The organism is Amphibacillus cookii, assembly GCF_016908375.1.
In the GTDB taxonomy this organism is placed as follows: Bacteria; Bacillota; Bacilli; order Bacillales; family Amphibacillaceae; genus Amphibacillus_C; species Amphibacillus_C cookii.
Genome location: NZ_JAFBDS010000008.1, coordinates 87958 through 112390, shown reverse-complemented (window position 1 = coordinate 112390; position 24433 = coordinate 87958). Strand labels below are relative to the sequence as shown.

Annotated in this window: 25 protein-coding genes and 1 pseudogene; 22 read left to right on the top strand and 4 right to left on the bottom strand. The window is 34.5% G+C overall.

Features of this window, described 5'->3' with window-relative positions:
• Positions 1 to 359 precede the first annotated feature (359 nt).
• The gene (locus JOE23_RS12490; protein ID WP_338021918.1) at positions 360 to 1415 is read left to right on the top strand and encodes a helix-turn-helix transcriptional regulator; all 1056 of its coding nucleotides are present in this window, start codon (positions 360 to 362) and stop codon (positions 1413 to 1415) included.
• Positions 1416 to 1653: 238 nt separating this feature from the next.
• Here the strand turns inward: JOE23_RS12490 and JOE23_RS12485 are convergent, their stop codons facing one another.
• Positions 1654 to 2640, bottom strand: a complete 987-nt coding sequence (locus JOE23_RS12485) for a zinc-binding dehydrogenase (RefSeq protein ID WP_204438841.1) — start codon at positions 2638 to 2640, stop codon at positions 1654 to 1656.
• 179 nt (positions 2641 to 2819) lie between these two features.
• Here JOE23_RS12485 and JOE23_RS12480 point away from each other — a divergent pair, with 179 nt between their 5' ends.
• The 8 genes from JOE23_RS12480 to JOE23_RS12445 all read left to right on the top strand — a co-directional run bounded on the left by JOE23_RS12480 (position 2820) and on the right by JOE23_RS12445 (position 9495).
• A complete protein-coding gene (locus JOE23_RS12480) occupies positions 2820 to 3659 on the top strand; it encodes a LysR family transcriptional regulator (protein ID WP_204438839.1) in 840 nt (279 codons plus the stop codon).
• A gap of 608 nt (positions 3660 to 4267) precedes the next feature.
• Positions 4268 to 4471 carry a hypothetical protein gene (locus JOE23_RS12475; RefSeq protein WP_017473187.1) on the top strand — a complete coding sequence of 68 codons (204 nt, stop codon included), beginning with the start codon at positions 4268 to 4270 and terminating at the stop codon, positions 4469 to 4471.
• A gap of 136 nt (positions 4472 to 4607) precedes the next feature.
• Positions 4608 to 5159: a hypothetical protein gene (locus JOE23_RS12470; protein WP_204438838.1), complete on the top strand. Its 552-nt coding sequence runs from the start codon at positions 4608 to 4610 to the stop codon at positions 5157 to 5159.
• 131 nt (positions 5160 to 5290) lie between these two features.
• Positions 5291 to 6649 (top strand): hypothetical protein, encoded by a 1359-nt coding sequence (locus tag JOE23_RS12465; RefSeq protein ID WP_204438837.1) that lies wholly within the window; start codon positions 5291 to 5293, stop codon positions 6647 to 6649.
• A complete protein-coding gene (locus tag JOE23_RS12460; RefSeq protein WP_204438835.1) occupies positions 6633 to 7304 on the top strand; it encodes an ATP-binding cassette domain-containing protein in 672 nt (223 codons plus the stop codon). Before JOE23_RS12465 ends, JOE23_RS12460 begins: the two co-directional genes overlap by 17 nt.
• Positions 7304 to 7816, top strand: a complete 513-nt coding sequence (locus JOE23_RS12455; RefSeq protein WP_204438834.1) for a stage II sporulation protein M — start codon at positions 7304 to 7306, stop codon at positions 7814 to 7816. The genes JOE23_RS12460 and JOE23_RS12455 overlap by 1 nt, the downstream gene beginning before the upstream one ends.
• Before the next feature lie 13 nt (positions 7817 to 7829).
• Complete coding sequence (locus JOE23_RS12450) at positions 7830 to 8552, top strand: ABC transporter ATP-binding protein (RefSeq protein ID WP_204438833.1); 723 nt, start codon at positions 7830 to 7832, stop codon at positions 8550 to 8552.
• Entirely contained in the window at positions 8545 to 9495 is a 951-nt protein-coding gene (locus JOE23_RS12445; protein WP_204438832.1) for an ABC transporter permease subunit, read from the top strand. Before JOE23_RS12450 ends, JOE23_RS12445 begins: the two co-directional genes overlap by 8 nt.
• Positions 9496 to 9621: 126 nt before the next feature.
• On the opposite strand, the pseudogene JOE23_RS18300 reads toward JOE23_RS12445, so the two are convergent.
• A pseudogene (locus tag JOE23_RS18300) lies at positions 9622 to 9819 on the bottom strand (IS3 family transposase); the annotation flags it as partial.
• 38 nt (positions 9820 to 9857) lie between these two features.
• Positions 9858 to 10094, bottom strand: a complete 237-nt coding sequence (locus JOE23_RS18295) for a DDE-type integrase/transposase/recombinase (RefSeq protein WP_204438830.1) — start codon at positions 10092 to 10094, stop codon at positions 9858 to 9860.
• A 306-nt stretch (positions 10095 to 10400) separates the two neighbouring features.
• Between JOE23_RS18295 and JOE23_RS12430 the strand changes: the two genes are divergently transcribed.
• Positions 10401 to 10634 (top strand): hypothetical protein, encoded by a 234-nt coding sequence (locus JOE23_RS12430; protein WP_204438829.1) that lies wholly within the window; start codon positions 10401 to 10403, stop codon positions 10632 to 10634.
• 732 nt (positions 10635 to 11366) lie between these two features.
• Here JOE23_RS12430 and JOE23_RS12425 read toward each other — a convergent pair.
• Complete coding sequence (locus JOE23_RS12425) at positions 11367 to 11912, bottom strand: GNAT family N-acetyltransferase (RefSeq protein WP_204438828.1); 546 nt, start codon at positions 11910 to 11912, stop codon at positions 11367 to 11369.
• A gap of 298 nt (positions 11913 to 12210) precedes the next feature.
• On the opposite strand from JOE23_RS12425, the gene JOE23_RS12420 reads away from it, so the two are divergent.
• The 12 genes from JOE23_RS12420 to JOE23_RS12365 all read left to right on the top strand — a co-directional run bounded on the left by JOE23_RS12420 (position 12211) and on the right by JOE23_RS12365 (position 23824).
• On the top strand, positions 12211 to 12696 hold the full coding sequence (locus JOE23_RS12420; RefSeq protein WP_204438827.1) for an Rrf2 family transcriptional regulator: 486 nt from the start codon (positions 12211 to 12213) through the stop codon (positions 12694 to 12696).
• A 57-nt stretch (positions 12697 to 12753) separates the two neighbouring features.
• Positions 12754 to 13671, top strand: coding sequence for an NAD(P)/FAD-dependent oxidoreductase (locus tag JOE23_RS12415; protein WP_204438825.1), 918 nt, complete (start codon positions 12754 to 12756; stop codon positions 13669 to 13671).
• A gap of 39 nt (positions 13672 to 13710) precedes the next feature.
• A complete protein-coding gene (locus tag JOE23_RS12410; protein ID WP_204438824.1) occupies positions 13711 to 14295 on the top strand; it encodes a class I SAM-dependent methyltransferase in 585 nt (194 codons plus the stop codon).
• 983 nt (positions 14296 to 15278) lie between these two features.
• A complete protein-coding gene (locus JOE23_RS12405) occupies positions 15279 to 15977 on the top strand; it encodes a helix-hairpin-helix domain-containing protein (RefSeq protein WP_204438823.1) in 699 nt (232 codons plus the stop codon).
• Positions 15978 to 16171: 194 nt separating this feature from the next.
• Positions 16172 to 16567, top strand: coding sequence for a hypothetical protein (locus tag JOE23_RS12400; protein WP_204438822.1), 396 nt, complete (start codon positions 16172 to 16174; stop codon positions 16565 to 16567).
• Between the two features lie 4 nt (positions 16568 to 16571).
• On the top strand, positions 16572 to 17030 hold the full coding sequence (locus tag JOE23_RS12395; RefSeq protein WP_204438821.1) for a MarR family winged helix-turn-helix transcriptional regulator: 459 nt from the start codon (positions 16572 to 16574) through the stop codon (positions 17028 to 17030).
• Entirely contained in the window at positions 17011 to 18156 is a 1146-nt protein-coding gene (locus JOE23_RS12390; protein WP_204438820.1) for a hypothetical protein, read from the top strand. The genes JOE23_RS12395 and JOE23_RS12390 overlap by 20 nt, the downstream gene beginning before the upstream one ends.
• A gap of 144 nt (positions 18157 to 18300) precedes the next feature.
• Positions 18301 to 19146, top strand: coding sequence for a DUF6544 family protein (locus JOE23_RS12385; RefSeq protein ID WP_204438819.1), 846 nt, complete (start codon positions 18301 to 18303; stop codon positions 19144 to 19146).
• A 444-nt stretch (positions 19147 to 19590) separates the two neighbouring features.
• Positions 19591 to 20637, top strand: coding sequence for an alpha/beta hydrolase family protein (locus JOE23_RS12380; RefSeq protein WP_204438818.1), 1047 nt, complete (start codon positions 19591 to 19593; stop codon positions 20635 to 20637).
• Between the two features lie 361 nt (positions 20638 to 20998).
• Complete coding sequence (locus JOE23_RS12375) at positions 20999 to 21718, top strand: ABC transporter ATP-binding protein (protein ID WP_204438817.1); 720 nt, start codon at positions 20999 to 21001, stop codon at positions 21716 to 21718.
• A complete protein-coding gene (locus tag JOE23_RS12370) occupies positions 21711 to 23309 on the top strand; it encodes a hypothetical protein (RefSeq protein ID WP_204438815.1) in 1599 nt (532 codons plus the stop codon). The genes JOE23_RS12375 and JOE23_RS12370 overlap by 8 nt, the downstream gene beginning before the upstream one ends.
• A gap of 62 nt (positions 23310 to 23371) precedes the next feature.
• Complete coding sequence (locus tag JOE23_RS12365; protein WP_204438813.1) at positions 23372 to 23824, top strand: hypothetical protein; 453 nt, start codon at positions 23372 to 23374, stop codon at positions 23822 to 23824.
• The last annotated feature ends 609 nt before the right edge of the window (positions 23825 to 24433 follow it).

The following is a 24433-nucleotide window of genomic DNA, read 5'->3' as shown; positions in this document are numbered from 1 at the left end:
CCAGCTATGGTAGCTGGATTAGCATCTAAGATAATCGATCACACGTGAGCTTAGCTATAAAGCTTCTTCTTTATCAAGTGTCACAAAGACCATTGTTGCAGAATAATTTCCAGTCATATCCTTTTGCAAATACTGCTGGTGATTCTGATGAACGCATTATTATGACTCAATTATCTCCTTTTTTGATCGGGTTGGTTCCAATTTCATTATTACTAGCTGTTAAACAAGAAATAACATGAGCGATAACATTCTCTTCACTTCTCGTCCTCCCACTGTTATAATTTATATTGATAATCATTATCAATTATAAAGTGTTATTATATAAAAACGATCCCATGAATAAGGGGGGTACTTAATTGGTGCACGGTATCGATTATTGGAAAGAGAAGTCAAATCGCATTTGGCGAAGTCATACGGATTCTTATCTATATAGAAAAAGCATGATGGTGCGTTTAAAACAGCAGATTTCTTTCGATGCGTATTGTTGTGCAGCAGTAAATCCAATGACATTAACGACAGTCGGAGCAATAACAGAATGCTCTATTGAACCTATTCATCAAAAGTTATTAACTTCTGAATATCTCAAAGATGATGTACATTTATATCGAGATTTAGTAGAATCTTCTGTTAAAGTTGCTCGATTAAGTGATACCTTTGGTAAACGGGAAAGTAAACGTTACACCGATATATTACAGCCACACCAATTCTCGGATGAAATGCGCGTCACTTTAATGGATAAGAAAAGTTGTTACGGGTTTTTAACACTGTTTAAAAAAGAGGGAAAGGGAAAGCCACATTTTACTGATAAAGAAGTGTTACTTTTAGAAGGTTTATCGTCCATAATGGGAAAAGCATTAAGAGATTACTTTTATATGGAATTAGCAAGCAGTTCAGAGTTCCTATACACTGATCCCGGCGTAATGATTATAGATCAGCATTTATCACTACAATCAATGAACGAAGCGGGGAAGCGATATATCACCTTATTGCGAGAATTTGAGTGTTCTGAACATTTAACGCGTCTTCCTAAACCCATTCAAGCTTTGTGCTTTAGACTTCTAGCTCGGAAAGAAAAAAACTTGACACTCTTTATTCCGATAGCAAATAAAATGCAATTGGTAGCATCCGTCTCCTTTTTACAAACGGATGTTTCAGAAAATGAAGCCATTGTTATCACAATAAATAGAGCTTCTGCTAAAGAAATGTTAGAACATTTACTAGAAACATATGCTTTAACGGATCGAGAGCAGCAGGTAGTGAAAACGAGCTTACAAGGTTATACTACAAAAGAAATTGCGAGTGAACTTAATATTTCCACCTACACGGTTCAAGATTATTTTAAAGCTATTTATGATAAGGTTGGTGTGAGCACTAGAAATGAATTGGCTTGGAAATTGTTTGTAAAATATCAATGAAGTTAAGGTAGCGTAAGCAAAATGCCTTTACTCCATTATATAAATAGTTATTGTAGCGTTAGTCCCAATGACGAAATGAACCATTTAAAATAATTAGATACAATGAGCCTATAAGATGAGTTCTGAATCCTATAGGCTCTGCATGTTTGTGATCAAAGTTTAATGCTTGAAATCAAGAAAGTATAGAGGAAAATCAATGATTATGGAATTCTTTCCTTTATTCTTGAGCTCAATAAAACTACAAATCAATAGTTAAGCTGATATTTCCAAATTGTAAACCATCTGACATTCGAGCAAGCGCTTTTCGATAATCAGTTAACGGATAGTTCTGATCAATAATAGGCTTGATCTTATATTTTGTAATAAATTGAATCATTTTATCAAATTCTTCTTTACTACCCATTGAAGTTCCTAAGATGTTGAATTGTGAAAAAAACAGTTCTTTTAGTGATATATTAATATTTGCTCCAGAACTTTGACCAAAGTTTACAATAGTGCCATTTGGTTTTAAAACATCAAAATATTTAGAAAAAGTCGCTGTACCAATACTATCTAAAATCACATCTACTCTATTTTCTTCTAAAGCCTGTTTCCAGTTATCATTTGTATTCAATAAACGATCTGCACCAAGTTTTTTTGCATTTTTTAATTTATTTGTATCTCTAGAAGTGACTGTAATTTCAGCTCCAATAGATTTGGCAAACATTAAAGCAAATGTTGCTACACCGCCTCCAATTCCAGGTATGAGCAAATGTTGTCCCTTCTGTAAAGCCCCTTTTGTAAATAATGCGCGATAAGCAGTTAAGGCAGATAATGATAATACACCTGCTTCTTCCCAAGTTAAAAAGCTGGGTTTTAGAGTTAAGTTTTCTTTTGGAACAATTACATATTCTGAAAACGTACCATCAGTAGGTGAACCTAGAATTTCCGGTACTACCGGTGCTCTTTCCTTGGATTTCCACCCTAAGCTTGGATTAATAATGACCTCATCGTTGCGATTAAAATCTGTTACATTTCTGCCTAAATCAACTATAATACCGGCTCCATCCGAACCAAGAACACATGGTTTAGCTGTATGAGACGCATCATTAATTATGAATAAATCACGTCGATTCAAGCCTGCAGTTTTTAGTTTGACTTTAACCTCATCTGCCTTTGGAATATCAATTGGTATCTCCTTGTAAACGAGCTCTTTATTTCCACCATCATAAACGACTGCTTTCATAGTAAACGCTCCTTTTATTCCAATTTGTTATAGATAGAAAATAAATTTTCAGTTAAATTTAAATAAAATGGATCTTGTCAATGTATCTATTATCTTTGCTTTATTCTATAATAAATGCGATCGACGTTGAAATATAAAATCGTTATTCAGTTGATAACTAAAAGTTATGGAGGTAAACGATGAATCTAGAATGGTTAAAATCTTATATGGTTATCGTTGAGGAGAAAAGTATTACTAAAGCTGCTGAAAGATTGAACATTTCACAACCAGCCCTTAGCAAACAATTGAAAGGCTTAGAGGGCGAATATAATACGCGCTTATTAAATAGAACAACGAAAGGAATAGAAGTCACAGAAGCAGGATGTTATCTCTATAATCAAGCAAAAAGTTTGATTCAGCAATCCAATTTAATTAAACGAGAAATACAAGAAATAAGTGGATCAAATAAAATGATCATAGGTAGTTTGCCTAGTGTTGCTACATCGTATTTACCTCGCTTTCAGTTAGAAAATCATTGTGTCTTTATTCAAAATTATTCTCAAGCTTTAATTCATGCATTAGAGAACAATCAAGTCAATATTAGCTTGATCGACAATTTCTTTTATAATGGTCCGCTCGTAAAAAAAGATCTTTTTTCAGAGGGGTATGTAGCACTTGTTCCTAAGAATTATAATTTGGGTCAAGTGGATGAATTGAGTTGGAAATTAATTGAGCAATACCCTCTGATTTTACACAGTTCTCCTTGTGATACTTCGATTAAAATTAAGTCGTATGCTGATGATCATAATATTCAATTAAATATTACTAAATATGTTCCCTACGGTGAATTTTTGTATGGATATGTTCTTTCAGGCGAAGGGATGACGGTAGTGCCACAATTGATTTCTCAAAATTTAAGACATTTAGATATCGATTTTATTCCTGTTGAAGACTTATCGTTAACAATTAGTGCTGTAGCGCGAACAAATAGAATCTTGAATGCTTTCTTAAGTTTAATAGAGGATAAGGTGATTAAATAATTCATCTAGGTCAAAATCGATCAAACATTGGAAATTTTCTGTGGCTGATGAAGTTTGGGGTATTCAAAAAGGAAAAATGCAATTTGTCGGTAATGGTGACAAGTAATATAGTAAGTTAAAATATCAAACGGCGGTTTTGAAAATAAAAAAATTCGAAGCCACCGTTTTTCCTGAAAAATAGGATTGTGGAAGGTGTATTACGTTTGCTTTTTTTTGGACACTGCGGTATGAAGGGGATTATCGACGTGTTCATTTATTATAGATAACCGTCTAATGGAACCTGTTTATCATTAAAAAGTCTTTTTTATACTATTTCTTTAAAAGTCTTTTTATGGTGGTTTATGTAGATTAATGTAGATATATGGCTAAAAAGAAACTTTAATGTAAAAAAATAGGGTATGGTTTTAATTGACAGGATTCAAACGGTTAATTAGTATATAATTGTAAATGTAGATATTTGGTAGTGTGTACTTAGTTATTTTTCAGGTAATTCAAGCTCGGTTCTTTATAAATTCTATTGTTTTCCTATTTTATAAAGACAGTCTCGACATAATTGTAAATATTCTTAATGTATCTGCATTTAACAATCGGATGAAAGGAGTGAGACCATGACTAAGATTGTAGGATTAATCGGTTGTAGTATGCAAGCAGCTGGTGTTATTTTAGCTGTTCTAGATGTTGCAACAGTTATTTCTGTACTAGTCTCCTTGACAGGCATAGGGGCCGCGGCTGGCGCGATCATTATAAGTTATCGTGCAGCTATTATGGCAACTGCAAAGGCAGTAGGAAAACAAGCAGCCAAAGCTATGTAGAGTAGGTAACGTAGAATTAAGTTACTAGAATCCCTTTAAAGGGGTTCTAGTAACCATTTTTCTTATTGTATCAGAATTATGAAAACTTTATTTTAAATAAACAGAAAAAATGTTTATTCTGTGAATGGAGAAGATAATGATAAGTAATAGTAGCGTGGATAAAGATAAATTAAATTTTTACATGATTTTAATGGTATTTCTTTTATTTCTCATATTAACATCTATAGTTCAAACAGATTACATTGTAGAAAGTAATATGAGTTTCTTTTTAGATGAAATAGATTTAGTTCAAGATAATATCCTTTTCATAAAATTAATTGCTGTCATTATTCAAGTTATTATGGCACTGCTAAGTGTTCTATTGGATATTGTCGTTCTTACTATACTGACATACTTAGTATTAAGAAAAAAAACGCTTTTCAGAATCTATAAAACGCCCGTATTATTTGGGAATTTTATAGCTGTAGTTATTACTCAGTTGTTAATATTTTTAGTCAATGATTTTAATTTTATTACTTTGCAAAAGCTCAGTGTTATTCCATTAGCATTGCTTGCAAAAGTTATTTTTATTTTTTGTTATCTATATAAAACAAATGATACCTTTGATAAAAAAGGTAGTATCATTATCTCAACAATTTACTTTGTTGGATCATTTCTGTTGTCTTTAATTAATGTGTTTACAATATGAATAAAACGAGGAAAAAGAAAATGACGAAGGAACAACGAAAAGTGTTGGTTACGGTTATGGTAATTGGAGTAATTACCATAGTAATTGGCATAATGAACATTGTCTACGTTTCTTTTTTTAGGTGATGATAAATGAGAGAAGATAATTCATTAAAGGTTTATGCAAAAATGAATCGTATTCAGAAGAAAAGGGAAAGAGAATATCAATTAAGAGTCACGCTAAGAAAGTTTATATCTTTTTTTCATGAAGAAGATGTTGACAAATTTATTAAATTCTTAAACATTGTTTTTGAACTATCTCGTCACATAGGATCGATAATCATAATGTTTATATATATTGTGATTAATTACAAGTTCTCATCAGTTCCGCTTGCTTTTGGGGTAGCTACATTGTTTTCTTTTCTACTTTTCTTCTATGAATATAGCCCTGAAGTTATAAAAGAAATGATCAGAGAACTAACATTCATAAATATTAATCTTAAAAAATTTAACTTAAAAAATAATAGCAAGTTATTTCTGTATAAATGGAGAGTTTTGTTCGGTAATAAAATCTTAATGGCAAATATGTTTTCTTTTATGACGCATATTTATAAGGGAACCCCTGTATGGTTGTCAGCTTTTGGGACCGCAATTATGAGCGGCATATTAGTCTTTATAACAATTGTTTTCTTATACATAAAGTTATTTAAAGCAGAAGGCCACGTACCTATAAAAGGGAAAGATCAAATTAAATCTCTTGCATATAGAATTGATGGACTTGAGTACAGGCAGTCTCCCTTTAAAAGAATTAGTAATCTCTCAGAGCTTATTCATACGAGCTTCTTTCGATCAGATTATAAAAAAACGGTTAATGTATTGGTTATTATAATTTCTTTATTAATGATCACAACATTTATTTATTCACTTCTTTCAGAGGATGCAATAAATTATATTAGTGTCGTTACTTTTTCAGTGTATCCAACTATTCTAAATCTTTTTTTGGTTAGAATACTGGCTAATGCTTTCTTATCGGATAATATAAAATACGCAAATTTTTATTTGATTAAAAAATTTAACTTACAAAAAGAATACGACAGAATCATTTTGAAAGTTCTATTAAAAAATACTTTCCCTATAGTGTCTTTATGGGTTATTTTCTTACTAGCGGTCAATCGCTGTAATTTATTTAGTGTGGTACTCTCGCTGTTAATTTGTGTTCAGTGGATAGTGATCGCTACTATATTAGTTAAACGATGTGTCAAATCTTATCAATATGATTTTGATGATCTTCAATTAAATCTAAATAGTTTAGCTATGAATAATGTTTTGGAAGATTATTTTCTTTTTGGACTCCCTATTATACTTTTAAGTTATTTAATCGTATTAGTACACAGATCACAGTCTTTGTATATGTTTACAGTGTTCATGTTTTTATACACCATTGCAGCTGTCTTATATTTATTGGCATTATACGCAATTGAAAGAAGGGGAAAATTTGTACAACATAAGTAATATTTCTAAGAAATTTGAAAGTAAAACTGTTTTTGAAACTATAAGTATAATGATTCCCGATAAGTCAATTGTTTCTCTGATCGGAAAAAATGGAGTGGGAAAAACAACATTATTGAATATCCTTGCTGGGATATCGAGGATGGATGGAGGAGATGTGAATTATAACGGGCTATCTATTGTAGATGATTATGATAAATATATGAAGCAAGTGACTTTAATTAATAATAGTAACTTTCTTTTTGAATTCTTAACGCTAGAAGAGCATTATGAAGTTGTTTGCTCCCTATGTGATGACTTGGATAAAGAAGAAACAAAAACTCTATTTCTTCATCTAATTTCCATTATGGAAATGGAACCTTATAAAGATACAATAATAAGAAATCTCTCGCTTGGTACAAGACAAAAGGTTTTAATTATCATTAGCCTAATAACGTTTCCTAAGATTATCTTATTTGATGAACCTTTTGTGAATTTAGATCATTCATCCGTAAACGCATTACTAATTTTTCTCAAAAACTATATTGAGGATAAAGCTGGTATTATTATCTTTTCTACGCATTCTAGTGATCAGAGGTTAACTAAATTCACTTCACATATTCTGGAGATAGAGGAAGGTACCAAAGTTACATTCAACATACAGGAGAAATCAAACTAATGAAAAAGATATTATTTAAAATCTACCTATGTTTGTTCATTTTAGCGAGTATTTCATTCTTGTTAGGATATATGATTAATATCCCTTTGGAATACGCTCCCAATCTACAATTGAGCTTTTCGGAGATATTTATTAACAATGTGTTTGTTAACTATCGTGCAATATTTTTAGCTGTTTTATCTCTAGGAATTTATTCTCTTATATTTATTGTAAATGAATTACTTTTTCTTGGTGTGGTTATTAAAAGCCTAGCCGTTGAACAATCTTTAGGGTATGCCTTTTCATTTATTGCTTTTCATGGAATTGTCGAAATACCAACAATCATACTTGCGGCCACTATAGGTGTGAATATTTGGATAAATATTATCATGTTAATTAAGAAGAAGATAACACTACATAAACTTCTGAAGTTTAACGGTTTTCTTTTACTTTTACTTATCGGATTTATAATTCTAGCGGCACTAATGGAGTCATATGGAACGACATATATTCTAGAAAAATTTATTTTGTAAAGAGTGGTGTAATATGATACTAGAACTAAAGAGTGTTTCTAAAGAATATGGGAATGAAATATTGGTGCACAATGTAAATATGAAAGTGAACGAAGGTGAGATTGTCGGATTAATTGGTCCTAATGGTGCCGGAAAAACGACAATAATGAAAATGATCTGTGGAGTCACGAACCCGAGTGAAGGAGTTATAGAAATAAACCAAAAAAGCATTGACTACTGGAAGTCTTTAGGCGAAATGCCTGTCAATTCTATTATTGAAACGCCCACTATGTATAACCACCTTTCTGGTTACTTAAATTTAGAAATTGAAGCGCTTATGAAAGGAATAGAAAAAACAAAAATCAGAGAAACTTGCAATCGTGTTATTGCTGATGTGGGGCTTGATGTACAGAAAAGAAAGAAAGTAAAAAAGTATTCATTAGGAATGAAACAAAGGTTAGGTATTGCAATGACAATGATTAACTCACCAAAACTTGTTATCTTAGATGAACCAATAAATGGCCTAGATCCCGAAGGAATTAACTATGTTAGAAATTATATAAGAGAATTGTCAGAACAAAAGGTGGCAGTAGTTATTTCTAGTCATATTCTAAATGAATTAGAAAAAGTTTGTGATAAGCTGTACTTTATCCAAAAAGGAGAAATAGTTAAGATGATCTATAAGCGCGATTTTAACAACAATCTAGATGAACTATATGAACAAATAATAAAATATAAAGGTACAGAAAATGAATAATATAATGAATTTACTAAAGTGTGAGTTTAGAAAATTAGTTGATCTGAAGAGATTGGTTGTTATTGGTTCTTTGACGATATTACTTATATCGCTTTATTCACTTCTGTTTTCGAGTGAACCTATTTCAGAATGGAAAGAAAGTGCTGGAGAAATAAGGGTTTTACAGAAAGATGCAATTGAATCGCTCAGCCAGCAGTCGGATGATTTAGAAGAAAATGAGATAGTTAATACACAAATAATTAGGACTATAGAAACTGAAATAGATTTAATTGATTATAGTATTGAGAATGATATCCCTTATCGGCCCTCTAATGTATGGTTTTTTATGACTAAACTTGAGATGTTAACACTTTTTATTATTATTACTAGCCTATTATTAGGAAGTAGGGTTCTGGCGGTAGAGGATGAGAATAATACATGGATAAATATTATAAAGAGTTGTAATAATCGTAGCAGTATCATAGCTGCCAAGCTAATTAGTGCCATTATAACAGTGGTTACTTATTTTCTATTATTCTATATTATTGGTTTTATTATAGGGTTAATACGATTTGGAATTAACGGAAATGATTTCGTTACAGTTGGATGGATTGACGGAAGTTTTGAAATGGAAAATATGATTGTTTCCTTTATTAAAACCATTGGATTAGGTATGACAAAGGCGATATTCTATACGGTTTTGATTAGTGCTTTAAATATTGTCATAGGAAAAAACAAAATTTGTGTTTTTATTGGCATTTGTCTAGTAGTATTTAATGAATATATAAGTGCATTTCTGGCTAACTACAAATTAAATTCTATATTTCCATTTAAATATTTGGCTTATAGCTTGGATCACTTAAACACTATACAAGAACTTGTGCCTTTTCTGCTTGTTCTCGGATCATATGCACTTGGTTTTATTCTAATAGCAACTTATTTATTTCAGAAAAAAAGTTTTTAGTGTCTAATCTTAGAAGCGAGAATTATCCATTTAACCACGCTTCTAAGTCAAAAAAGCAACAAAGGCTTATCTTTTGATAAAATACTTATAGCTTCGTAAGCGTCAAATTGGATTGTCAACACTAAATTAGACAAATTTTTTAAGGGCAGAATTTCGATAAGTTACTGGACTTAAGTACCCAAGGGTGCTGTGTGTTCGGATATTATTGTACCAATTGACATAATCAAAAAGTTCAAGAGAGAGCTGTTCAAGGGTGTCAAAGTACATGCTATTTATTAATTCAGTTTTTAGTATCTTAAAAGTTGTTTCAGACACTGCATTATCATAGGGGTTCCCTTTTTACTTAGAGAGCGATCAATGTTCTACGCATCTAATAATTCATCAATCACGACATTTTTAAATTCAGAACCGCGATCTGTATAAAATATTTTTACCGTTTCTAATGGTTGCTTTACGGTTGCGAAGGCACGTTGAACTAAATTTTCGTCCTTGTGCTTTCCGGCACTATAACCAACGATTTCCCTGTTATATAAATTTAGTAAGAAACAGACATAGTTCCAATGCTTACCTACTTTGACATATGTTAAATCACTTACCAACACAGACATCGTTTTATCGATATCAAATTCCTGTTCTAAAAGTTTTTAACCGCTTCTTCATTTGGCTGAGTTGTCATTGGTTTATAGGATGGCTGTGCATAGTAGAATTTTTCTGACGAGTTGACAAATATACGAAATATCAAGTAAATTCTATATGTAAAGTAATGACCGCACCAGTCATGATGCGGGTATATTTTACTGAAAATAAAATGCTGGGTAGAATCTATAGGATAATATCGACATGATTTTGTACGGATTTCATCAAAAGTACAAAAAGACATTATCAATACCCAAAGGAGAATCACGATGGCAAAGAGTAAAGCAAGAAAGACAAGAGAAAAGTTGGTCAGAGAAGGTTATCGAGACCCTGCTAAAAATAGGGGGATCTATGCCTTAGGAGATTTAAGAACAAGGAAGCGTAAGACAAAACATGAAAAGCAATATCAAAACAAATATGGAGAGCTGTCACCCATTGATAAAAATAAAATGGATGACAGCTTTTTTTGTTATGTTTACAGATACATCCTTAATATAAAGTAAGCACAACCTTTCTGAAGAAGGCAACTATGGATTATATTTAGTTGTAGACTCAGATGATGAAGAGGCTCAAATTACTCACGAAGTCCTTCGGGAAAATAACATTTGTAATGTAAGTAATTTCGCAGGTGCTTTTTCTTTAGAGCATTCGTCGTTACCAGAAATAGAAGAAGTACCAACTTATATAGTATTCGATACAGAAGATAAAGTTTATGAAACACACAGCAGGGAAGATTTATTTGAATTTTTGCAAGGGAATTAAAACGAGAACACGTTAAACAGGAGACAATCACAGGAAGAGTGATTGCTTCCGTTAATTTTCTTTTTTTATCTTTTGTTATATTTACATTTCATATTTAAACTTTGTAATGAATGCTTTAATAGCTGGAGAGCTGTCACCCATTGATAAAAGCCAAATGGATGACAGCGTATCCCCTTTGGACATGCTATCCCATTGTTTATCAGATTAATAATGTCTCACGTCAGTTAGTAATAAACGAGCAGACATCCTTAGACTTTAAATTTTATCAAGTCAATCAATTATCTGAGAAAATACTCGATAGTCATCGAAGTATCTTAGAGGATTTTTTGGGATGAGCACCAGCGCGTTCAAAATGAAAGATTTGCACTCACATAATGAGCGAAGGTGCTCACTCAAATCAATTAGGATCTACGCGTTACCATGCGAACCGAAAATGAGGAAATACTAGTAGCCCGGCTTAATCCGGGGCTCATTCATTGGTTACGTTGTTGTAACGCCCATTCTTTTTTTAGAATGGCATATTGATAGGTGTTTTCATATTTTGGTGTACCATCGGCATGATTAACAAACGATATAAATTCTTGAAAGCATCCTTCCTTGCGCATGCCTAAGCGCTCGCATAATTTTTGGGATGGAAAGTTGTCATCCTCGACATAAGCATAGATTCTACGTGCATCTTCTTGGTCAAATAAGTAATTAAAAAGTGCTGAGGCTGCTTCTGTCGCATAGCCTTTCCCACCGTAGGTTTCATTAAATTGCCAGCCGACTGCGTATGTATCAGGCTTTTTAAAATCTGCAAACACATGACCAATTACTTTATTTTCCTGACTTAGCTCTATCGCAAGTTGAAACTCATCCTTACTTCTTTTCTTTGTCTCTGAAATGGCTTCTTCTAATGTATTTATCTTTTCTTTTGAAAAGCAATTTACACTTGGTTTAGAAAGATAATCAAATAAATCTTCTGCATCTTTCTCTTGGAAATTTCTCAATATTAAACGTTCTGTTGTTATTTTTGCCATGATAAGTGGTAACACTCCTTTTTCAGATAGTGTTATTTAGGATAGCATTATAGTTAGAATAAATCAAAATTTAAACATTATGATTAAGCTTATACTTACGGTTATCAAATTCTTGGTGATGAGCAGCGGGAGGAGTTAAACACCCGTCTCAAAATAGATACATCCTGTAAACGCATTTAACATAATTGATTCAAATCATTATTATATGTTTGAGCGTCTTAATTGAAATATGCCTTCAAATGATTTATTATGGACATTAGATATCCATAATATATTTTGGAAAGGAGAGAGGATAACTGTGCAGTTTTCTAAAAGCACTGATTACGCTCTACATGCTTTAATTCATTTGGCTCAAGCAGAGGATCGTAATAACATTGGGGTCAAGGAGTTATCTGCAATACTTAGTGTTTCAGAAAGCTACTTATCCAAAATTATGTCTAAGTTGAGGAAAGATGGTATCGTACGTGCAGTATCCGGGGTGAAAGGGGGGTATGAGCTTGCCAAGACAGCTGAAGAGATTACTTTTCTTGAAGTGATTCAGGCCATTGAAGGAAGACAGCAGATGTTTGAATGCTCTAATTTGAATTCAAAACAGCATCAGTTATTGGCTGAACTGAGTAATACTGAGCCAAAGCCAAAGGCGACTGATCGCGATGAATGTTTGGTGAAAAAGGTGATGGATGGTGCTGAACAGCACCTACACCAATATTTACGGGAGCATACGATTCAGTTTGTCTTGGATCAAGCTACTAAGCGTTGTAACTATTCAATAAACAAGAAGTAATACACTTCTTGCATTTCAATTATAGATATTAACGATCTATGAAAGGTGAGATTAATGATGGGAAAACAAATACTTGATGTGGCAATTATTGGCGGTGGTCCAGCAGGATTAAATGCAGCTTTAGTTTTAGGGAGAGCAAGGAAGAGGGTTGTAGTAATTGATGAAGGTAGTCCGCGTAATTTGGTCACGCATGCGTCTCATGGATTTCTTACTCGAGACGGGGTAGCCCCAAGTGAATTTCGAGCGTTGGCTAAGCAAGAGATAAGCGTATATCCGTCCGTAGCCTTTATCAAAGATATTGCGATATCGATTGAAGGAAGCGACGGTCAGTTCCGAATTATAACTAAGCACGGAAGAAGCTTTAAAAGCAAAAAAATACTATTTGCTGTTGGGATGAAGGATCGTCCACTTGCTATACCGGGGTTGGACGAGGTCTATGGTAAAAGTGCCTTCGTCTGCCCATATTGTGATGGATGGGAATTGCGAGATAAACCGCTAGTCATTATTAATAAAGGGACCGAACTGATGCATTTTGCTCCACTCATATCTGGGTGGACGAACCATTTGACGATTTGCACCAATGGTCCTGATCAATTAACTGATGACGAACGAAAAGAGCTCGAACAGCATCAAGTATCATTGTTCGATTCGGTGATTAAGCATATTGACTCAAATGACGGAATCGTTAAGCAAGTTGTTCTCGAAGATGGAACGATTATTGCTTGTAGAGGGATCTTTTTTAAGCCGGACCTTGTTACAGGGTCGACGTTACCTCAAGCGTTGGGATGTGAAATTACAGAAGCAGGAATGATAATTACCGACGATTTTGGAAAAACCACTATTTCAGGTGTATATAGTGCTGGAGATGCGGCTTCAAAGCTTTACCAGACGATTGCAGCTGCTTCGACAGGGGCATTTACAGCAGCAGCTATTAACAATGCACTTAATATTGAGACGTGGAGTAGTGCTAAATAAGAATAAGATAAACAAATTTAATAAAGGTGGTTGAATAATATGAAGGAAATAAAGTATGGTTCTGATAAAAAATTTGCTAAAAAGGTTGAATTTCTTGATAATCCAGAAAAAAGAGGAGACATACCACCAGAAAAGCTATTAAACCTACTCCCAATTAACAAACAGGATAAAGTATTAGACTTGGGGGCAGGGACTGGCTATATGACCATCCCGACTGCTAAATGGGTAGAGGGACCTGTTTACGCGTTAGATATAGATCCCAAAATGTTGGCGATTATAAATGCTAAAGCAAGAGATGAAAACATTACAAATATCCAAACTTTAGAAGATAGTATAGATGCCTTTCTTCTGCGACATCATTCAATTGACTTGGTTCTGGCTTCATTAGTTTTACACGAGATTGAACCGTTGTCTCTTGCGCTTGAGCGTATTAAACAAGTATTGAAAACTAATGGTCACTTTGTATGTTTAGAATTCGAAAAGGAAGAAAACCCTAACCACAGTCATCCTAGAATTGCTGCTGCTGTTATGGAACAAGAGATCAAAGATGCCGGACTAAGTATCACGAAAAAGTTACAGCCGAAAGATGGTATTTACATCATTATTGCTAGGAAAAATAAGTAGTACTTATTAGCAGGGTGTGCATCATCATATGAGTAATCAAGCATGTCGAAATAAATAAAATGGGAGAAATTTAATCTATCTTTGAGGCGGTAATCTCGTAATTGTTATGGCATATCGAACATCATCCAGGGCATCTATTTTGTTTGATGCTAGTAAAAGGGAAACACAGTGAGGTTGGGACAAAAGTAAAAGACGTAAGATCAGTTGCGAATGATTCGTTTGTTTTGTGATTGGATTATTCGTCTTTATTATATTAAAACGAATGATACCAAATAGCAGAGGAAATATGCGACACTCTAGCGGGAACAGCACGAGCTGAAGATCCATTCAGTAAAGCGCTTTTGGCTTTACTGAATTAGCTGAAGCCGTGCCCGCAGAAAGGGAGTATATTTCCTCTGCGGGTATGTGATAAACCTACACATGCTAACATCATTCGTATTTGGAGATCATATTTTTGTTATGTCCCGGCCATGTGTATGTTGAGTATTATTCAGTAGGCATAGATGAAAAATATTTACCTCATTTGCTCTTGGTAAAAGTCAATTGATCTTTCATCATGGTTAAATGGAGTGGAATTAGATCCGAACAAAATCGATAGTTTATGTAAGAAATCTTGTCCCATTATCACATCACTTAATTTTTCAAAGTATATCACTTAAAGTAGATGCTAAGACAAGCTGAAAGATTTGGTGGTATTACTACACCTCATAATAATTCAAATTTTTAAAGGATTTTTTACACATTTATAATAAAAAGTCTTTATTTTTTAAGAAATAGGGGTTATTTTCAGTAGAAATTGTTAAAACAGCTTGTATTTTCTTTATTTATATTACAAAATGAAATTAAGTATAAAAAATTGGATATTATGGTCTATTTTTATTCCTAATTATGTTTCTGAATGGCGAAAAGATACATTTTTTTAGAAAAATTATCAAATCATTTACTTGACTTAAAAAAATAGGAAGGAAAGAAGGGAAGACACTATGGAAGATTTTACACTCTTATTGTTTATTGTTACGTTGGGTACGTTTGTTTTTGGGCTGATTAAACCACAGAAAATTAAAGCGGTTTCTAGAAAGCAAGTATTAAAATTTGGCATTCCTACTTTGCTAATAACATTTATAATGGCTGGAACTATCTCCGCAGCTAGTCCAGACTATGATCTTGAGATGATTGAGCAATTAGAATCGGAAAATGGAACGCTCATATTAAAATTGGAAGAAGCAGAAGTTGATTTAGAGTCGGCTAAAGAGAAGATTAATGAACTAGAAGAAAATCTTCTAGTCAAAGATAAAGCAATAGAAGAAAAGGAAAGTGTATTAAAAGAAAAAAGTAATGCTATTGACAACTTAGAAGATCAGGTGATTGAGTTAAGTGATGAAGTTAGTCAATTAACAGCAAACACTTCAACCCATTCTTCTTCAACCTCTGAAGAAGAGGCCTCCAGTACTGATTCATCGAATGAATCTGACGCAACGTGCCCGCCAAATGCGGTGGAAATTAACACAGCTTCTTCAAGTGAGCTACAACGTATTTATCAAATTGGCCCAGAACGAGCTGAACAAATCATTAGCTTGCGAAGTACACCATTTCGCTCGTATCGTGATATGACGCGAATAAGTGGAATAGGTGAGGCACATGCCGCAGCTATTGAATCAGAAGGCCTCATTTGTTTTGATTAAGGTCAATTATAGTAATATTTATTTTCTAACAACAATACTTTTTAGTCCTTTTAAATTTATATTTTTTTATTAAATACATAAGCCTAGCAGAAGTTAATAACATTCTTGCTAGGCTTTTTAATCGTCTTGACACCACACGATAAGTAACCTTATAATTAAAAGGTAATATATTACCTTTGAAGTGGTGATTACTAATGAAACGAATAATCAGCTTGGTGTGCTGTCTATTGTGTTTAACAAGTTGTCAGCAAGGAGGCTATCAAGCAACAAAGTTATTTATCTCACCAATTGATGACGATCATTATTTAATAACGATTGATGCTTTTAAGGGCCAATATGAAACGAAGCTTATCGTTGAAGAGGCACAAATATTTGAGATCAAGGGAGAAGTTGAATCAGGCGACGTTTTATTTGAGTTGTACAGCTTATTGAGTGAGGAGCCTATCTTTACAGGTTACATCGATTCAGAAACGATCTTAGTTGATGAAGTTTGTGGAGAAGCCTTTTCAGGAGAATATCGCTGGGTCATTCAATCGTCTCGTGCGGAAGTGGTAAAAATAGAAATGCGCTTTACAAAACAGGAGGATTAGTATTATGGATGAAGATAAGGGGAAGATATTTGCTTCATTGTTTTTAATGGCTAATCGATTACAAATGCTTGGAGATCGATTAGATCAACAATTAACAGTGAAACAATGGCTCTTAATCGCAATTATTTACAAAAGCTTACCGGATCAACTCTCAGTAAAAGAGATTGCTCGAATTGTAGGCGTGACGCATCAAAATGTGATGCAAATGGTAAAGAATTTAAAGGAGAAAGGTTTCCTTGAGGTTTATACTGATACTAAAGACCGAAGAGTAAAAAGAGTGGGTCTTACGGAGAAATGTCAACAGCATTTACTTACTCGTGAAGATAGAGAATTAGAATTTATAAATCGATTATTTGCAGACTTTCACACTGAGGAGGTACAGGAGCTTAGTAGGTTAATAGAAAAGTTAGTGGCTAACATTGCAAAAATGGAGATGGTCGACGATGAATTTAGATCTAATTGAGCAAGTGCGCGCAATAAAAGGTGATTTAATTAGTCGCTTATTACAGCAGGGGTGTCCCTCTATTCAATATCGCATTTTAACCGAGATCGATCAACAGTATCAGTATCGAGACCATCAATTTTTACCTGCATTATATAGACAAATATTGTCTGATAAGGAAGTTGAATATATTTGTGATCAACCGTTAAAGCAAATGATCGAGCGAGATGTGCATGCAGTAGATGGAATAGAGACTTATGTTCGGCTTCTAAAAGAAAAAGGTGTACGTTCTGATCATCCCAAACTTAGGGAGATGATAACCTATATTTGTGAAGACGCTCACGTATTTGAAACGGGGAGCTTAAGAAATGTCGGTCAATATTTAGATGCGCTTAATTTAGGTGGATCGAATATGATCAAAGCAACAATATTAGCATACGCAGGTTTTGAAAATGATTCAATGGTTCAGGAGCAAATTAATAAAGCTTTACAGGCTTTTCAATTTGTGACCTCTGTGCAGGAGCTAGATGAGATTTGTACGTTCGTTGATGGGAAGTGGGTATTGAACAAAGATGCCTATTGGGTAAGTGTTTATCATTTTCGGCTTCTTGCTTATACTGAATCTTGGCGGACAAATGAACAGATGGAGAAGGTAACCACTGCTATTGAAAACATGCTGCGCTTAGCACCTATTCATGATATGAAGGGAAGATGGAAACAGCAAATTATTGCTCCTGGTAACTTTGCTATTCAATCGATAGAAATGGATTTTCGACAATTGAAACGCCCGCAAGACTGGATGCAATGGTTTCACCGTATGGAGTTGTTGGCAAAGATGGGCGTCATTGATCGGAGCGATCACTTTAAGAAGCAAATTGAATTAGTGATACGTACTTTTGTTTCAGATCGTGACATTTTTTCTCGGATAAAATCACATCGATATTTTACGCATTGGTCACCATACAGCGGCTTTCGACTTGAAGAAAATTGGAACTCACGTCGTAAGAAAGAAAATGATTTCTTGTTTCGATTGGTGCTAATTATACATGATGCGTTTCCAATTAAAATAAAAAATGAAAAAGATATCCGAATGCAACCAACTCATTTATCACAGATAACCGTCAGTAAAACACCGACCTCAAATTAGAGCGTAGAGGTCAATCGATTGAGGTGAGTGATAACGGACGTTAATGTTCTGATTCACTCAACGAGCCTTCAATCAGTGTGAGAAGAACGAAAGCGCCCACTGATTGAAGGTTCGTTTTATAAAAATGAAGGGAAGGTGAGACAAATGAGCTTATCACGTATAATTATTGTGATCATGATAGTCGTAACTGTGTTAGGCATAGGTGTTATCGTTAGAGATCACCTATTTCAGAAGCAGATGAAAAAAGAAACAAAAATTTTTTTGCAAGAGATGTCTGAGCAACCATCTATGTCGATTGATCAAAATCAACTAGACCTGTTACCTCTTCCGGTAATGAAATGGCTGAATTTGACACATGCTTTAGATCATGAACCTATTTCCTCAGTGTGGATTAGTCAAAAAGGTATGTTAAGAACTAAGCCTGACGGGAAATGGATGCCGTTTGATGCCGAACAACATTCTGGAATTGATTGTCCCTCTTATATATGGACGTCAGAAATTAAAGCGATGCGAGGCGTTACCATCTATGGCAGGGATATATATCAGAATCATGAAGCTGATATGCTGATCAAGTTAATGGGGAATTTTACTGTTGGAAGCGGATCTGGTCCGGAGCTTATACAAGGATCGTTAGTCCGCTATCTAGCTGAAATCGTTTGGTATCCTCAGGTAGTGTTGTCGTCGTATATCACTTGGGAGGCGATCGATGATCATGCTGCAAAAGCTGATATCACTTACGGAGATGTTAATGCTTCAGGAATATTTTACTTTAAAGACAATGGCGAACCTGAGCGTTTTGTAGCGGAAAGATATATGGAAGATGGAGGGGAATATACTTTAGAAGAATGGTCGGTTTCTATCGATCAATACGAAGAAGTACGGGGTATCCTGATCCCTACTGAAGGAAATGTGTATTGGAATCTAAAGGAAGGTCCGTTTCATTGGCTTCAATTCGAGGTGACGGATGCAAAGTTTGAGAGACGTCAGTAGGGAAAAAAGCTATGTCATTTGATTGTAAGCCTGATTGGAAAGAGAGAATCGAGTAAAAGGATTTACCATTTATAATTAAGTTATTTTAAGAATGTATTCATTAGTATGTGGTTAAAGTTTTTATCACAGATAACCGTCCGTAAAACGCTTGCCTCAAAATAGAGAACAGAGGTCAATCGATTGAGGTGGGTGATAACGGAAGCTAATGTCCTGATTCGCTGTGGCATGCGACGTTTAGCACGTTATGTCGTTCCGAAAAGCGGAACATAGCTCACCTGCGCCTCTAAAACGAAAGGTTTATAATCAATCGAAAATCTATATTCAAAGGCAACGCTTAAATTTAATATTCGGTCTACCCTTACGCTATCTTGGCTGAACCTGGAAATTCAAATGAGAAAGTTGAGTTATATAAAATTTAAAAGTATAGGAGAGGGGGGAGTATAAATGAAGTTTAAGCCAAATTCTGAAGCTGTATTTAGTGAGGAACCTGTTACATTTGTTAATGTTTTAGATCATATAAAGTTATCAGGCACGTTAAGTATGCCAATGGAAGGAAAGAATGTTCCCTGTGTCATTCTTATAAGTGGTTCTGGGCCACAAACGAGAGATCAACATGTAGCAGGCCATAAAATATTTAAGGATATATCAGATCGACTTGCTAGTAATGGGATAGCTGTTTTAAGGTTTGATGATAGGGGAGTAGGTGATTCCGAAGGTGTTTTTGAAACAGCTGGACTATTAGATTTCAGAAATGATGTGATAGCAGCGATCGACTATTTAACTCATTATAGGCGCGACACCATTCATAGCATTGGGGTATTAGGGCATAGTTTAGGTGGACTTGTCGCACCTATGGTAGAAAATATAGCTGATGGGAGAGTAGCATTTGTGATATCTCTTGCTGGTCCGGGTATGAGAGGGAGTGAGATATACAGAGAGCAGCACTTGTTAATTGCGAAGGAGCAAGGAATGGCTGATACGGAATTAGAATTAATGGATGAAACGAATAGGAAGATATGTGAATTAGTGATCAATATTAATGAGGAGAAGGCGCTTATGCAAGCATTTAAAGACATTATGCTAAGTGAGCATCGTGACAAAACGTTTTTCAAGAGGAAATTCAGTCAATTAAGAGCGCGCTTACTGTTTATTGTTTCTAAAAAGCAGATAAATTTATATAATCATCCGTGGTTTAAAGATTGGTTGATGCTAGAACCTGAAAAATATTGGTCAAATGTAAGGTGTCCCACATTGGTGGTTAATGGGCAATTGGACGTACAATGTCCCGCTAAAAACGTTGATTTAATTAAAGCATATATTGAGAGTGGCGGCAATCGTGAGGCAAGTGTCAAGCTGTTTTCTGATCATAATCATCTATTCCAGAGGGTCAAAGATCGAGATCGAGATATGTTGAATTATAAGAAAATTAAGTCAAGTATTTCAAATGAAGCAACGGATTATATCACTTCATGGATTAGGCATTTGGTATAACTTGCTAACATAGATATGGAGAGAACGACTGTGACTTCTATAGGGGTTAACATAATCAAATGATTCCGATAGCGATTAGCGACAGATGGCATCTCCCATCAACTCTCATTACAAGAAGTCAGCATTTCCCTCCCAACCCAAAGAATATTGACAAAAACAAAAAAAAATTTTATTATTTAAGTAAATACTTAATTACTTAAATGTTAAAGTGGAGATGCCATTGAAGCATTTAAATAAGTGATATTAATTGACAGGTCTCAACACTAAATAATAAGTAGAAGATGATGAATCAATTTGTATCCAGTGGGTGTTAAGTATGGTAGTGACCCATGAATTCAAAATATACAAGGAGGTGTAGGAAATGTTAACGCTTAAGAATGCCTCGAAAACCTACGGTAATAATAAGAAAGCTGTAGATCAATTGAACCTGGAAATAGAAAAAGGGGAAATCATCGGGTTCATTGGGCCAAATGGGGCGGGTAAAACCACAACCATCAGAATGATTACAGGAATTATCGCACCAACTGAGGGAACGATTGAAATAAACGGGAAGGATATTGCAAAGCAACCCGTAGAAGCAAAGAAGAACTTTACCTTTGTCCCTGATCATCCCACTATTTTTGATGCAATAAAGGGCATTGATTACTTGAATTTTATTGCAGATATGCATGAGGTAACCATACAACAGAGGAAGGAGAGAATTGAAAAATATACCAAGGCATTTCAAATCTATGATGCCCTTCCTCAAACCATTAATTCATACTCCCATGGTATGAAGCAAAAATTGTTAATATCGGGGGCTTTGCTGCCAAATCCCAATCTATTTATTCTTGATGAACCAATGGTGGGGCTAGACCCCCATTCAGCAAAAATATTAAAGGATGTTATGCGGGAACACTGTGAAAAAGGTGGTACGGTATTTTTTTCCTCCCACGTGCTGGAAGTGGTGGAAAATCTGTGTGACAGGGTGGCGATTATTCATAGGGGAAAGCTAATTGCCTGCGATACAGCAGAAAACATTAAAAAGAACAGCAGTGCTACCCTAGAAGAAATTTTTCTGGAGATGACGAAGGATGAATAAATTTTTATCTTTGACAAAAATACTGGTTCTAGATTTTTTTAGTAAATATACCCAGCAGTTAAATGTAAAAAATAAGTATTTGACTATATTGGTTATGTTCCTACCAGCCCTATTGATTTTTCCAGCCGCTCAAATGGTGTTAGAGCTGTATAATACATTTTTAACGCTTGGTTTTCCAGAATTAACGATAACCTATATGTATATAGCCAATACGATACTGATGATTTTTGCTAGCATTCCATTTATTATCTCAGTATTTTTTTACTCGAAGGATTTACAGTTAATCGCTACATTGCCAGTAAAGGAAGCTACCATCGTATTTTCAAAGCTGGCATCAGTGTACATTTATCTTCTTATCATTTCCTGCTTTTTCTTTGGAACCTCGGTGGTACTATATAGCACCGTAGGGGGACTAAAACTCAGCAGCCTTAATGTAGGCATCATAGCTTTGATCATTTCCCCGTTGCTACCTATGATTATCTCTGCGATAATCATTCTACCTTTTATGTCTGTCATAGGTAGTGGTAAACGAAGAAACCTAATGGTTGTAGTGGGGAATATGCTCCTATTAGTGGCTATCATAGTCATGCAAATGTTGTCTTCAAGAATACAACTGAGGCCAGAGGAACTTAACACTATTTTATTACAGGAGGACGGCTTACTAATGATGGTTGGACGCCGTTTTCCCCCAAGTATTTGGTTAACCAAAATGATACAAGGTTCTATTTTTCATGGATTCCTGTTCATCGGTCTAAATGTAGTCTTGGTACTGATCTTAAAAGCTTGTGCCAAAATATTATATAGCAAGGCATTAATGAAATTTAACCAAGAAGGGGCTCCTGTTCAAGGCGGAAAGATATATTACAAGAGTAGGAATAAAGGCTTACAAATGATTAAAAGACATATTAAAATCATTGTCAGTAATCCAATATTTTTGATAAATACGGTATTAACCATTTTTCTGCCTATATTAATGTTCATTATTATATTGTTTACAGGTGAGTTTCAAGCAGAGTTATTTAAGTCTACAGCTCTAGAGCCTTATCATGTCTATATTTTCTCAGCTATCATCACAACACCTGCTATTATTGGCAGTCTCTCTTCAACAGCGATTACCCGAGAGGGGAAGACTTTCTGGGAAACGAAGGTGCTTCCTGTTAGTGACAGGGATAATATTAAATACAGAATCTATACAACGCTAATCATTCAACTGGTTGCCTCGTTGATATTGGGGATAATGACGCTATTAACTATACCTGTGAATGTACAAACGGTATTAATTGCCGCAGTATTTTGCATTACGTCAACCCTTTTCTTTTCAAACATAGATATTGTAATCAATATAGAAAAGCCATTGTTAAACTGGTCTACCCCAACGGCGGCGGTGAAAAATAATCTGAATATACTGCTGGCGCTTTTATTAAGGTTGATAGTAGGCGTATTTGGATATGGATTGTATAAGCTAATAGATCATTGGGAAGCCAACATAGTTATACTTATATTTAGCGGATTGTTTATCATGCTTTATTTCATCTCTATATGGATTGTATATGGAATATATAAGGATAAATTTATTGATATTGTACCTTAAGCGAACGACTCGATAAAGTACAAATATCATTTAATAATGAGGGAGAATAGGAGAGGATTTAGATGTCAAAAAACTTTAGTGATAGAGATAAGTTATCCAAAGTAAAGACAATTCTGTCTGTACTCGTTGTTTTGGGATTAGCCGTTGCATTGTTTTGGGTTACGAGGGAAAGTAAAATATCAATACAGGGTACGACCTTAGAAATAGGCGGGATGTATGGTATAAGCATCGATGCCGAAGAAGTTGAGGACGTATTATTAACGGATGAAATACCAAATATTCGGGGAAAAACAAATGCACTTTCTTTATTGAGCCTCAAGAAAGGTACCTTTAGAATGGATGAAATCGAAAAAGCTAGACTTTATTTGCATTCAGGCAATGGACCCTATATACAGATTATGACAAGTGAGGATGTTATCATAGTAAACTATAGAAATGCGGAAATGACTGAATCTGTTTATGAAGACATTAAGGCGTTTAGTTTAAAAACAGGTGATAGTGAGGAAAGCCAGTGAAAGTTCAGGTCGTGGGTATGCATTCAAAAAACGTACTTATTTCAGTCTGCGAAAGTTTAGTTAATTACAAATCTATCTAGTTAACTGCAAAAGAAAGTCCTATAAGATGATCAAAATGTTAATCTCTAGGGCTTTTTTATGCATTGGTAAATCCATTTGGTACGTTATTTTTATCCCAAAAGGTATATAGTTGATTAAACATTATCTATTCTAGAGATTGGAATAGCGCCCCGAACGATAGTAAAATGAGGGACTAACGTTGCTTATATTTCATATTTACTATTTAGATAGTTGTGGAACTGACTTTTAACAGAATGAGTGGATTTCATAATGGCTTGCGCTAACGCTAAACACGAATGTTAATATATAAACATATCTAAAGAGAAGTGTGTTGACGCGTTCCGTCAATCAATGGACTTGCTTTCTTGAGGCATCGCCTCGGGTCAACAGGATGTTTGATCAGTTAGACGTTGTCACACGATGTGACGTTTTTAGTCTAACATTCCTTAAAGTGGATCTTTGACTGATGCTGTCCTCAAGGCGTCTCGCTCATTGTTTCCTCCGCTTAATATAGTCGTTCTTTTCTTCAATTTAATCTTCGTACAAAAA

Excerpts from the sequence above, each read along its gene's own strand:
- JOE23_RS12380 (WP_204438818.1), top strand. The coding sequence starts at position 19,591 with ATGAAGTTTAAGCCAAATTCTGAAGCTGTATTTAGTGAGGAACCTGTT.
- JOE23_RS12465 (WP_204438837.1), top strand. The coding sequence starts at position 5,291 with ATGAGAGAAGATAATTCATTAAAGGTTTATGCAAAAATGAATCGTATT.
- JOE23_RS12365 (WP_204438813.1), top strand. The coding sequence starts at position 23,372 with ATGTCAAAAAACTTTAGTGATAGAGATAAGTTATCCAAAGTAAAGACA.
- JOE23_RS12480 (WP_204438839.1), top strand. The coding sequence starts at position 2,820 with ATGAATCTAGAATGGTTAAAATCTTATATGGTTATCGTTGAGGAGAAA.
- JOE23_RS12445 (WP_204438832.1), top strand. The coding sequence starts at position 8,545 with ATGAATAATATAATGAATTTACTAAAGTGTGAGTTTAGAAAATTAGTT.
- JOE23_RS12385 (WP_204438819.1), top strand. The coding sequence starts at position 18,301 with ATGAGCTTATCACGTATAATTATTGTGATCATGATAGTCGTAACTGTG.
- JOE23_RS12470 (WP_204438838.1), top strand. The coding sequence starts at position 4,608 with ATGATAAGTAATAGTAGCGTGGATAAAGATAAATTAAATTTTTACATG.
- JOE23_RS12475 (WP_017473187.1), top strand. The coding sequence starts at position 4,268 with ATGACTAAGATTGTAGGATTAATCGGTTGTAGTATGCAAGCAGCTGGT.
- JOE23_RS12370 (WP_204438815.1), top strand. The coding sequence starts at position 21,711 with ATGAATAAATTTTTATCTTTGACAAAAATACTGGTTCTAGATTTTTTT.
- JOE23_RS12375 (WP_204438817.1), top strand. The coding sequence starts at position 20,999 with ATGTTAACGCTTAAGAATGCCTCGAAAACCTACGGTAATAATAAGAAA.
- JOE23_RS12485 (WP_204438841.1), bottom strand. The coding sequence starts at position 2,640 with ATGAAAGCAGTCGTTTATGATGGTGGAAATAAAGAGCTCGTTTACAAG.
- JOE23_RS12430 (WP_204438829.1), top strand. The coding sequence starts at position 10,401 with ATGGCAAAGAGTAAAGCAAGAAAGACAAGAGAAAAGTTGGTCAGAGAA.
- JOE23_RS12395 (WP_204438821.1), top strand. The coding sequence starts at position 16,572 with ATGGATGAAGATAAGGGGAAGATATTTGCTTCATTGTTTTTAATGGCT.
- JOE23_RS12415 (WP_204438825.1), top strand. The coding sequence starts at position 12,754 with ATGGGAAAACAAATACTTGATGTGGCAATTATTGGCGGTGGTCCAGCA.
- JOE23_RS12400 (WP_204438822.1), top strand. The coding sequence starts at position 16,172 with ATGAAACGAATAATCAGCTTGGTGTGCTGTCTATTGTGTTTAACAAGT.
- JOE23_RS12425 (WP_204438828.1), bottom strand. The coding sequence starts at position 11,912 with ATGGCAAAAATAACAACAGAACGTTTAATATTGAGAAATTTCCAAGAG.
- JOE23_RS12410 (WP_204438824.1), top strand. The coding sequence starts at position 13,711 with ATGAAGGAAATAAAGTATGGTTCTGATAAAAAATTTGCTAAAAAGGTT.
- JOE23_RS12390 (WP_204438820.1), top strand. The coding sequence starts at position 17,011 with ATGAATTTAGATCTAATTGAGCAAGTGCGCGCAATAAAAGGTGATTTA.
- JOE23_RS12455 (WP_204438834.1), top strand. The coding sequence starts at position 7,304 with ATGAAAAAGATATTATTTAAAATCTACCTATGTTTGTTCATTTTAGCG.
- JOE23_RS12405 (WP_204438823.1), top strand. The coding sequence starts at position 15,279 with ATGGAAGATTTTACACTCTTATTGTTTATTGTTACGTTGGGTACGTTT.
- JOE23_RS12450 (WP_204438833.1), top strand. The coding sequence starts at position 7,830 with ATGATACTAGAACTAAAGAGTGTTTCTAAAGAATATGGGAATGAAATA.